This is a genomic window from Hoylesella enoeca JCM 12259 (genome assembly GCF_000613405.1).
Classification (GTDB): Bacteria; Bacteroidota; Bacteroidia; order Bacteroidales; family Bacteroidaceae; genus Prevotella; species Prevotella enoeca.
Genome location: NZ_BAIX01000032.1, coordinates 16,889 through 27,070, shown reverse-complemented (window position 1 = coordinate 27,070; position 10,182 = coordinate 16,889). Strand labels below are relative to the sequence as shown.

Annotated in this window: 9 protein-coding genes and 1 pseudogene; 3 read left to right on the top strand and 7 right to left on the bottom strand. The window is 48.5% G+C overall.

What is annotated here, in order from left to right:
• The first annotated feature begins 201 nt into the window (after positions 1–201).
• The 3 genes from JCM12259_RS16760 to JCM12259_RS09225 all read left to right on the top strand — a co-directional run bounded on the left by JCM12259_RS16760 (position 202) and on the right by JCM12259_RS09225 (position 3,243).
• Positions 202–372, top strand: coding sequence for a hypothetical protein (locus JCM12259_RS16760; RefSeq protein WP_156409612.1), 171 nt, complete (start codon positions 202–204; stop codon positions 370–372).
• 25 nt (positions 373–397) lie between these two features.
• Positions 398–2,083 (top strand): hypothetical protein, encoded by a 1,686-nt coding sequence (locus JCM12259_RS09230; RefSeq protein ID WP_025066247.1) that lies wholly within the window; start codon positions 398–400, stop codon positions 2,081–2,083.
• A 239-nt stretch (positions 2,084–2,322) separates the two neighbouring features.
• Positions 2,323–3,243, top strand: a complete 921-nt coding sequence (locus JCM12259_RS09225) for a DUF6261 family protein (protein ID WP_025066246.1) — start codon at positions 2,323–2,325, stop codon at positions 3,241–3,243.
• Between the two features lie 366 nt (positions 3,244–3,609).
• Here JCM12259_RS09225 and JCM12259_RS09220 read toward each other — a convergent pair whose 3' ends face one another.
• The 7 genes and pseudogenes from JCM12259_RS09220 to JCM12259_RS09200 all read right to left on the bottom strand — a co-directional run bounded on the left by JCM12259_RS09220 (position 3,610) and on the right by JCM12259_RS09200 (position 10,178).
• Positions 3,610–4,518 (bottom strand): hypothetical protein, encoded by a 909-nt coding sequence (locus JCM12259_RS09220; RefSeq protein ID WP_025066245.1) that lies wholly within the window; start codon positions 4,516–4,518, stop codon positions 3,610–3,612.
• 46 nt (positions 4,519–4,564) lie between these two features.
• Complete coding sequence (locus tag JCM12259_RS09215) at positions 4,565–5,059, bottom strand: T9SS type A sorting domain-containing protein (RefSeq protein ID WP_025066244.1); 495 nt, start codon at positions 5,057–5,059, stop codon at positions 4,565–4,567.
• Between the two features lie 44 nt (positions 5,060–5,103).
• A pseudogene (locus JCM12259_RS14805) lies at positions 5,104–5,990 on the bottom strand (ChaN family lipoprotein).
• Positions 5,977–6,441 carry a peptidase M16 family protein gene (locus JCM12259_RS16755; RefSeq protein ID WP_159105381.1) on the bottom strand — a complete coding sequence of 155 codons (465 nt, stop codon included), beginning with the start codon at positions 6,439–6,441 and terminating at the stop codon, positions 5,977–5,979. Before JCM12259_RS16755 ends, JCM12259_RS14805 begins: the two are co-directional and overlap by 14 nt.
• A complete protein-coding gene (locus tag JCM12259_RS16750; RefSeq protein ID WP_159105380.1) occupies positions 6,353–7,432 on the bottom strand; it encodes a peptidase M16 family protein in 1,080 nt (359 codons plus the stop codon). The genes JCM12259_RS16755 and JCM12259_RS16750 overlap by 89 nt, the downstream gene beginning before the upstream one ends.
• Positions 7,429–8,838 (bottom strand): M16 family metallopeptidase, encoded by a 1,410-nt coding sequence (locus JCM12259_RS16550; protein ID WP_148299611.1) that lies wholly within the window; start codon positions 8,836–8,838, stop codon positions 7,429–7,431. The genes JCM12259_RS16750 and JCM12259_RS16550 overlap by 4 nt, the downstream gene beginning before the upstream one ends.
• A gap of 116 nt (positions 8,839–8,954) precedes the next feature.
• Complete coding sequence (locus tag JCM12259_RS09200) at positions 8,955–10,178, bottom strand: DUF4929/DUF8472 family protein (RefSeq protein ID WP_025066243.1); 1,224 nt, start codon at positions 10,176–10,178, stop codon at positions 8,955–8,957.
• Between the last annotated feature and the right edge of the window lie 4 nt (positions 10,179–10,182).

The window sequence follows — 10,182 nt, the reverse complement described above, 5'->3', positions numbered from 1 at the left end:
TTAACACACACACACACACACACATCGCACCTGGCGTAGACACCTTCACGGCTTTACCTTACGCGCGCGCGTAAGGCGTGAGCTAAACCCCAATAAACAAAGGGCTTCACGAAGTTCCCTTTGTTCCTTTTCTTATGCCCTTTTGCCAACCCGGCAAGGGGAAATTTTTCACGAATTATTCACTCAAAACAATATGAAATAATGAAGAAACAAGTAGAGAGTTTGATGGCTTATCTGAAGCCCGAATGCCACGTCGTCGAAGCGGCGACAGAGCGATTTGTTTGCACGTCGGTGCGCCCCAATCCCGGTTCGCAGCAAGAAGATTGGGATCCAGACGAGGATGTCGACGGAGGAGAGTATGAATTTGAGTAATCAACGATTAAAAATCAAGGAAACAATGAAGAAGTATATATTTCTAAGCGCAGCGCTGCTGTTATTCACAGCGAGCTGCAGCAACGACGAGAACAACGAACAGAAAGAACCAACACAAGCCATTCAATTCAGCTTTACCAACGAAGACTTTGGCGAAGATGAAACACTGACGAGAACGTCAGAAACAACAAAGCCGCAGATCGTAGACCTGGGCGACTGCGAAGCCGAAATCAGCGTGGAAAGCGAACCGGCAGCGAAGAAGACACGCGGCGCATTATCACCGGCCAACGGCCACTACACCATCCGCGCTTACCAAGCCGGCACACTCAAAGGCGAAATGAAGGGCACGTTTAGCGGTTGGTACTTCACGCCCGACGCCAGCTCAAGCAAGAAACTAAATCTCCCTTACGGCACCTACGATTTCGTTGCCTTTAACGACGACGTAACTGTCAGCGGCACGAACCTAACCACCACACGCGCTAAGGCAGAAACTGCACGCATGGGCTTTGCCACGGGTAACATCACTGGCCCTACACCCATACAGGTGTTTTTCACGATGAAGCACGTCGGCTGTCGTCTACACACCCAGTTCGTTTGCCAAAAGCATATCCCCGAAAACATCACCGCCACGCTCGAGCAAACGGCCGCTAACGTGATTCCTGCGAGCGTAGCCTATAACCCTGCGACGAAAGCCTATACCGCTACCAACGGTACCATGACGGCCGAGGCCAGCAATTCACCCGCCAGCACAGAAACTCAATACTACGCCTCAAACCAAGGCCAAAACTATTCTTATACTTCTACGAGCGACTACCATTATTTCCTCCCCACCACTGAGGGCAGCAAACTGAAACTGACAAGCATCTCGGCCGGCACCGTCTTTTGGAAACCCATCCCCGTTTTTAATGTCTCAAAGCTCAACGCCACGCTTCAGATGGCAGCCAACAAATCATATGTGGTAAAGATCAAACTCAAACCTAACTTTCTTTATCTGATGAGCGATGGCACAACCGACTTTATCAATTCGACCCAATACACTGCTCTGCGCGAAAGTGATGGAATAACGAAACGCTACATTGATAAAAACGGGACTCCACTCAGCACTCCCAAAATACCCATTGCCGCGGTATTAGATAGGGACAAGCATATGGCCATTGCCTTGAAAGATGTCAATGAAGGAACTACGATATTTTGGTGTAACAATACATATTCTTATATGCAAAACAGCACGCATAATGTAACAAATATAAATGATGCATTAACCAGTCAAACGACAAGTGGTATAGATGAGACATGGGATCCAAGTTATAGTGCAGGGACCTTCGGTGTCAAGGCAACCAATCCTATCTTCCCAGCCTTTAAAGCATGTGCCGAATATAATCCTGGCACGGCCTATACAGGTCTTACCCCACTGAAATGGTATTTCCCGTCGTGGAGCGATTGGAAGTGGATGTTCTCTGCTTTGGGTTTTGGCAACAAAACAGAAGTTCAAATGTATGGAGCCAACTACAATTGGTATAGTCATTTAGCTCAAGTTGCTTTTACCCAAGTAGGTGGTACAATTTGTATTGCTACTGATTGGTATTGGTCGAGTACTGAATTCAACTACCAAAACGCTGGCGCCGTTTTCTTTTACACAGAGTATGCAACCTGGGGTGCTAATACCAAAAACAACGATTTGCTCCGCGTCCGCGCTTTTGTGAAGTATTAAGATCAAGGAAATGAGAAAAATGGTTCGTCATCCATGGATGAAAGCTCGAAAATGAAAAAAACAGCGCGTCATCCATGGATGAAATGCCGAAAATGAGAAAAATAGCTCGTCATCCATGGATGAAAGCCTCAAAATGAGAAAAATTGCGTTTCATCCACGGATGACGAGCAAAAAATAACAAAAACGAGCCGTCATCCATGGATGACGCGCTGTTTTTAATCACCTAAACAATAAAAACAATGGAATTGAAAAGTTTTAAGAGAGGACAGCTCCAAAACATGGAGCATTATCAGTTCGCGTCGCGCGTGCTGCAACTCTGTAACGAGGCCAAAGTGGAGAAACTCACGGCGGTGTTGGGTCCGCTCGCGGCCTGCGTGGCCGACGAAGATCGGGTGCTGAATCAGCCGCGCACCGGGGCCGATACCAAGGCGCTGGAAGAGGCCGATCGCAAGCGCGACAAATCCTATCAATCATTGCGGTTGCTCGTGGCGCTACACCTCAACAGCGCCGACAAGGCCGTGTTGGCCGCCGCCGAAGCCGTGGACCGCGTGATGAAGGCCTATCCCGACGTGGCCGCAAGCAATTACGACAAAGAGACGGGACTGATCAAAAACCTCGTGGCCGATTTGCGCACGGCTGCACTCGCACCACACGTGGCGCGCCTCCAAGCACAGGTGTATGTCAACCTGCTCGATGCCGACAACAAAGCGTTTGATACGCTGTTCCACGCCCGGGTGAAGTCGGGCGCTCCCGCCGGCTCGTTCGATATCAAACCGCTGCGCGCCGCCACCGACAAAGCGCTCAACGCCGTGCTCCGCCGCATCGACGCCCTCGACGAGCTGGAGCCTTCAACGCAGATCACCGCGCTCATCACACAATACAACAACTTGGTGGATAACCGCCGGACGCTGTTGGCCGGTCGGGCAGCCACAAACAAAGCCCACGCCGACAAACAGGCCGAAGCGCTCCGCAAAGAACTCGCCCCGCTGATCCGCCGCTTCGAGGAGGAAAACGGCATCGCCCCCAACGTCCTCACCTTCACCGGCAAGACGCAAGGGACTGGCAAGAGCAAGGCCTATGAGTTGGCTTACACCACCGATCCGAAACGGACGATGTGGGTTGTGCGCGAGAAGGACGAGCTGAAAGAAGTGAAAGAGTGAAAAACCGGAAACGTTGTGGAAAGGTCACATTACGATATGTCGTTCAAGTATTTTCTTGTCATGACTCCGGAGAATGCCGATCTTATAAATCTCAGTTCGCTGTGTAAGTTTCGACTTAAAGATAAAGATTTGTAAGGACGAAGACAGATTTGATTATAACAAGGATGCCGGAATGTTCGTCCTGCCAGGCATGGCGATAGGGAAAGCAAGACAAGGCAAGAAAGGCCAGGGGTAAAATTAAAGGCACTGAAAAAGTAAGCTTTTTCAGTGCCTTTGTGCTTAGCACCTCACCTTTTTAATTTTCAATTGCGTGACAGTGCAAATCATTCGTCATTCAACATTTGTCATTTAACATTCAACGGCTTTCTATTCTACGAGTATCGGACGAATGGAGTTGCCGTGGCGACAGTTTTCGCCGTTGTTATCGTAGACGTCATCGTTGTCGAATTGCAGGCTTCGTGCCCAATCCGTTGATTCTTCGAAGAGGATGGAGGCGAAATAATAGCCGCCGTAGCCGGCATATTTCACGGCATTGGTGTTTTCATAACGCGAGCCGGCGCAGGGTAGGAATAGGCCTTTGTCGATCTCTTCTTTTGTGAGTTCGCGTTGTCTTCTGTTCTTCATCGGATAGCCGTCGGGATCGGTAACGAGGTAGCCGTAGATGCGTTTGTCGCCTTCGACGACGACGTAGCCGAATTGCCACGAGGCTTCGCTGGTGAGTTTCAGGATCTCTTGATACGTGGGCATGCGATATTTCCCTTTCGTGGCCCAGTAAGCGATGTCTCCGAAGGTTGCTTCTTGAAAGTTGGTTGTCTCGTGTTGGAGTTTGTCATCGGTGTACATTTTGCCCGAGATGTTGACTTTCGTGGTGTTTGCGAATACGGCATCGCTGTGAGTCAGCGCGTTTGAGCCGCAAACGCCATAGTTGAAGTGATCGATCTGATCGTCGGCCTGCGGTATTTCGAAATTGTAGGCTTCGCTTGCGTTGCGATGAAAGCCGTAACGGGGCTTGAAATACTCCCATTGGTGATCGGCGATTTTCCATGTTCCTTTGTCGTATTGCAGGTTGCCCGTGGCCCATTTGATGCCGGCAACGGTGACGAAACGGTCTGGTTGCTGGGGCGAAGTGCTTGTTTCGAACGTGATGTTTTGAATATCGTTGGCGGAGATTTCAATGGTTTCACCGTTGTTTTTGGTCACTTTCATCTTGTAATTTTGGGCAGACAGTGAGGTGAATCCCATGGAAAGAGCGAGTAAAAGTAAATATTTTCTCATTGTGTGAAGGGTTTTGTTGATTTATGATGATTGAATCTTTGGGTTATTACTTGTTGAAGACCTTGATCTTGATGGTGGCTGTCCGGATGATATAAATGCCGGGTCGCTGTTGAGAGAGGTCTATATCTGCGCGTCCGTCTGTGCTGGCTTGCGTTTGGAGCACCTGTCGACCGTCGATGGTGATGACGCTGATGGATGCGCGTGCAGGCAGATTGGTAAAGCGGACGTGTCCTTCTTCGAATATCGATTGCGGTTGTGAGGGTTGCGTTTGAGGATCATTGCTGATGTCGGTTGTGCCTCCTTCTTCCTTGAACGTGTAGCGGACGATGTCGGCCAGGGATGCTGTGATGGTTTTCTTGGCCGTTTCTGCTTTCATTGTTCCGCCCGTGAGCGTGATCACGGGGTGGTCTGCCAATGCAAATTCGGCAGTCGTTCCGTCGCGGAGTTGGATGCAAAGGAACTTGACGTTGCTGTCGGCCCATGCGCTCAAAGGTGTGAGTAGCCAGCCGAACAGCAATAGATACATGATTTGTTTTCTCATAATTATTGATGTTAATGAATGTAATCGGTGGGAGAGGGAAGCGCTTAGTAAGACGTGGTCATGTCTTCGGGCACGCAGATGTAATAGTCGGCGAGTCCTTTGTAATCGTCTTCCAAATGAGAAATGTCTTCTTGCCGCACGGCTCTGACGGTTTTGATCGTTGTGCCGGGACGGTATTGCAGCAGATAAGGAATGATCCCCTCGTGGGCGTCTGAATGATAACTCCCATTGAAATGCAGGAATTTCCCGTGTAGATTCTTCGCAATAAACCAACCCATGGTGGCATCTTTGAGGGCCTGTGCTTGTGCCATGCGTTCGGGATCAGCTCCTTTGTTTTTGCCCATCAGCCCCATCATTGCGAATCCGGAGGCAGCATTGGCGTTTGCCACATAACGTATCGGCAGAGGCGGCAGATAACGTTTGGCGCCGGATGAGAGTGAATCGAGATAAGCCAGGCCGCGAGTCTTCACCACATTGGCATATCTTCTTGGCACATTGGTTGCGATCAGCGGAATTCGGTTGTCTTTCACATAGGAGACGATTGGCGCATAATCGGTGCTGTAATTTGACCAAATGCGCGCTTCTTCTTCAAATCGGTCGCTCGAAATGATATTGTTCAGATACTCGTCGATGATGAGCTGCGTATCGGCTTCAAACATTTCCATACCCACTTCGAGCTTTTTCCCGTGTAGGCATGCAGTGATTGGAGGATTTTCAACTCTAACCAATGCGTGACAACGCAGTTGTGCATCTCGCCGATGAAGACAACATCGGGCGCGGAGAGGGCTTTGATCAATGATTGAAATGTGATCTCTCGACCCGCATGATCGTATAGTTTATAGGCTTCGGGTGTCTTTTGTGCGCTGGCATCAAGACCGAATAGCAATACGGTTGTCATGAGGACGCGGTGTAAAAGTTTATGGATTGACATTGTTTTGGGATTTAATGAGTAAGAATTTCTTGTTCCATTGCAAATCGTTTACAAATCCTTGGCGAACGTCTTCGGGCGTAATCGTGTCGAGACAACGGACATAATTATCGAAGTCGGCAATACTTTCGCCATTACGAATGAGCGATGTCAGTGCGGTCTTCCATTCTGACGGCGCTTTATCCGACAGCGTCTTGCGTTTGGTCACGATGAAAGATCGCTTCATCTTATCGAGTTCCGAAACAGAAACGGGATGTTGTTTCAGCTCTTCGATGATGCTATTCAATACGTGATCGGCACGTGTCCTGTTTGCATTTTTGACCGAAATCGTGAGTCGGAAATGGTATATCTGTTGCGGACGACCGCTATAATAGAGATCGACAAAGGGTGAATAGACGATGTTTTCGCGCTCGCGCAGGATACGGATCAGTCGGTCTTGCAGAATGTCGCGCATCAGTTTGAGACGCAACGAAGCACGAAGCGAGCTGATAATTGCCTGCAAAGACATAATTGAGTACCGTCTGATCGTCGTTTCCGCCATCGAACGTTTCGGTATAAGTCGTTGCGGGCGGGGCAAAGGGTGTGTCTTTGAATGTAAATGCATTATCAGCACGCTGCATTCGAGCGAATGTTGAGATCGCAATTCGTGCTGTTTCTTCCAAGGGGAAATGCCCCGTGAGGATGATCGTGAGTTGCGATGGATCGGCAAACAGGCGTTTGTAATATTGCGTGAGTGTATCGATGTCGAGTGCATTGATATCGTTTTTTGTTAGTTTCGGGCGTCTTCCGCTAAGCGCATTACCTGTAAGCGAGTCGATGCGATTGTTGATCATCCGGTCGGCATCGTGCTGCATTAGTCTTTCCAACAGAGTCTCTTTCCCCAATCCATCGGCTTCGGCTTGGCGAGTTTCTGTGAAATCGGTGCGATTCAAACCCGGATGACACATCTTTTCATAAACCATATTGAAGAGTTCTGTGGCCTGAGTGACCGGTGCCGACGCCAAAACCTGGTGCCAATGATTATCTTCGCCCACGACCATCGACAGTTTTTCTTGATTCATCACGGCCAAAAGCGTGTCGGGATTTACCTTTTCGAGTCCACCCATATCGACATAACTCACCGCGTCGTGATATTTCCGATAATCGCGATTGCTGAGATCGGCAGTGCCACCACGACCGAGTGCCGCGATGGAAAGCGTCTGTTCGTCTCCCAATGTGGGACGGAGAAGAAGCCGAATGCCGTTGCGAAGTTTGATTTCTGTTACTCCCAAGTCGGTGTATGAGATTCGACCGACAATCTGTTGTGCATCGAATGTGTGTTTATCTGCTAAACACGGTGGCATGATGACTGGTTTCTCTTCGTCGGTGTGGGGATGAAAGGCGTATTGGCTCGTCGTTTGTTGCCAGCCAGTCAGCCATGCTCGATCTACGTCGTGAGATGTCAACGGAATTTCATGGGGTACACACGGTTGGTATAGGCCAGCAAACGACATTGCTGCAAGTTGTCAATCAGATTACGGAGGAGCTTTTTCAGTTGTTCATGATCGGTCTTTTTCAGTAGTGCCCGCACCTTGTTCACATCCTCTGGAGCATAAAGCCGACGATCGCCAGCCGTAATATAATCAGTGAAATCATCGCAGAGATCGGTGGATAGACGTTGCGTGGTGTCCGGAGTAAGATGTTCGAGTCGGTTGTCGATGCCGATTTCCAATTCACCCGGACAAAAACCGTTTCGTAACAAACACCGAATTTCGCGCGCCGTAGCTGTGATTTGATGGAGTAAAGCGGCTTTATCTTTGGCCGAAAAACTCAAAACGAAATGGTCTTTATCGGCCAAATACCAATTATTTGATACGTTGCAATCTATTTTCTGTGCATTCAATCGATTAGAAAGACAGGTTATGAGTAAGTTCATCTGTTGTTTCTGTACAGCCGATGCAACTGAATTGACCACAGTTGCGCGATGAGGCACGATGATTTCGAGTTTTGTCGAGGTTTGCATGGAGTCTCTCACTTCCTGCCAAGATATGCCTTTGGGGTAGTCGAAAGGATAAGTCAACTGTTTTTTCAACAGTTTCCGCGGGATCGATGACAGATTTCGCCGCAGCAGATCGACGGTTTTTCCTGCATCGATATTGCCCACCACGATCACAGTTGCTAATTGCGGCGCATACCATTCACGATAAAATGCCTGCAACGTGGCACTGTCAATACGTTGAATATCGGCTTCCGTGCCGAGCGGCATTCGTTGGGCATAACGCCCTTTGCTGATTTTCAGCGGATAAAAATCATCGCCTGTGCTGTAACCGCGCAGTTCCTCAACGATCACGCCACGCTCTCTCCTGACACGTTCGGAATCAAAACTGATTCCTGTCAGCCAGTCTCTAACTGCCAAAAAGGCAGAATCCAACACGTGATGATCGGTCTGCTCCATGGGCAATGACAGCCAATAGATTGTCCGATCGAAGCCGGTGAAAGCATTGATATCACGTCCGAACTTCATGCCTTGCCGCTCAAAATAGTCGATCAATGCGTGTCCGGGAAAGTGCTTTGTGCCGATAAAGGCACTGTGCTCTAAGAAATGGGCGCCTCCTCTCTGTTGATCGGTCTCCTGCAAAGAGCCGACACGCATCACCAATCTCACCTCCACATCGTGTCGGGGCAATTCATTGGGAAGGACGATATAATGGAGTCCGTTGGCAAGTGTTCCTTCGACGGTTCCCCGCGGGTGTTCGATGAGCTGACGTTTAACGGTTACTTGGCTTGCAAAAGCAGGCTTTTCGCAAGTTAAAAAACCGCTAATTGCAAGCCAAGTAACGGCTTTTTGCAAACCGGAAAGAGAATTCATCATTTATGATTGATTTAATGCTGAATTTAGCCTCACTATTCATCATTCTGTAAGGAATAACCAGACGAATGATCTTTCATACTTCTTTTCTTATCATTTATGTTCCGATCATTCGGCCTTTACGGGTGCATCGTGTAAGTAACGCGCACTTGTTCGTAGCCATTGGCAGAATCAAAATCCCACGGGAAAACAAAAGTCATCGTACCTTTGGTAAAATCGTAGCTTGCCGTGGGCTGTATCCAATCAGTCGGAGAATTTCCGAATGTGTCTTTGCTGACATCGCTCACAGCGAGCCAACGCTGCGGAGCGATCGATCCTCCCATAGTGAGGAAGTCGTCATCAATCTTATATCCCACGAGTTTTCCGCCTTCTTCGATTTGAACAACGGCACCTTTTTCTTTCAAAGCGAGCAATCGATCCCATGCCGAAAAGGTGTAATTGAAGGCAAGACCGATGATAGGATCACCGTAAATATCGTTTTTTTGTGCCAGAAAATCGACAGACTGTTTGGCTGGAATGAGTTTGATGCCATCGAGCGAAGCGGTGAATGTCTCCTTAGCTGGATCATAACCGACAGCCTTGACAGCTGCATTACCATACGGAGTGGCCAAGAAGAATTCCGTGTCTTCTACGGTCTTGCGTTTCAACACATCGTAGAAGAATGAGGTGAGACCCATCGGATTCTCCGTCATTTTCAGTATCGGAGTGTCGGCCGTGGCTTTTTCGCTAAGCGTGATGATGGTATATCCTTTGAATGTTTTTTGTGCCTCGCCATTGAAATAAGCCTCTTTGTCTTGTGTATTGAATGTAACGACAGCTTCGACAGACACTTTTCCAAGCGTGCGCGACACATCAATGCCATATTTCTCCTTATATCCGGCAATCAGTTTGAGCTGTTCGGGCGTAAGAGCAGGGATATCTGAGTCGGGATTGATGGTAATCTTAATATCTTTCCCAATGGCTTTGATCATCGGATCGGATGTTTTTCCCACAGTCAGAGAGATGGTCCTCGGCACAGAGAGTGCATGTTTCGCATTGGATAACACCTTGATCGTCAATTCTTTTTGTCCCGGTTTGAAAGTCAAGACAGAGTTTTCAATCCGCACGATATTATCTTCGTTGCCGGTAACCAAGAGTTCCACGGTCTCCTCTTTATCGGGAGTGAAAGCTAAAAGTGCCTTGATCGTGATGCCGTTTGTATCGTCTTCGGCCATGAAAGCATTACCAACGACACTGAGATCGAGGCCGTTTGTCATTTGTTCTTTCTTGTTATTGTCGTCACTGCAAGCCGTTATGGCAAGGATCGTAGCGATGAATAACATACTGATTTTAATGAATTTCATATCT

Excerpts from the sequence above, each read along its gene's own strand:
- JCM12259_RS16760 (WP_156409612.1), top strand. The coding sequence starts at position 202 with ATGAAGAAACAAGTAGAGAGTTTGATGGCTTATCTGAAGCCCGAATGC.
- JCM12259_RS09230 (WP_025066247.1), top strand. The coding sequence starts at position 398 with ATGAAGAAGTATATATTTCTAAGCGCAGCGCTGCTGTTATTCACAGCG.
- JCM12259_RS09225 (WP_025066246.1), top strand. The coding sequence starts at position 2,323 with ATGGAATTGAAAAGTTTTAAGAGAGGACAGCTCCAAAACATGGAGCAT.
- JCM12259_RS09220 (WP_025066245.1), bottom strand. The coding sequence starts at position 4,518 with ATGAGAAAATATTTACTTTTACTCGCTCTTTCCATGGGATTCACCTCA.
- JCM12259_RS09215 (WP_025066244.1), bottom strand. The coding sequence starts at position 5,059 with ATGAGAAAACAAATCATGTATCTATTGCTGTTCGGCTGGCTACTCACA.
- JCM12259_RS16755 (WP_159105381.1), bottom strand. The coding sequence starts at position 6,441 with ATGCGCGACATTCTGCAAGACCGACTGATCCGTATCCTGCGCGAGCGC.
- JCM12259_RS16550 (WP_148299611.1), bottom strand. The coding sequence starts at position 8,838 with ATGATGAATTCTCTTTCCGGTTTGCAAAAAGCCGTTACTTGGCTTGCA.
- JCM12259_RS09200 (WP_025066243.1), bottom strand. The coding sequence starts at position 10,178 with ATGAAATTCATTAAAATCAGTATGTTATTCATCGCTACGATCCTTGCC.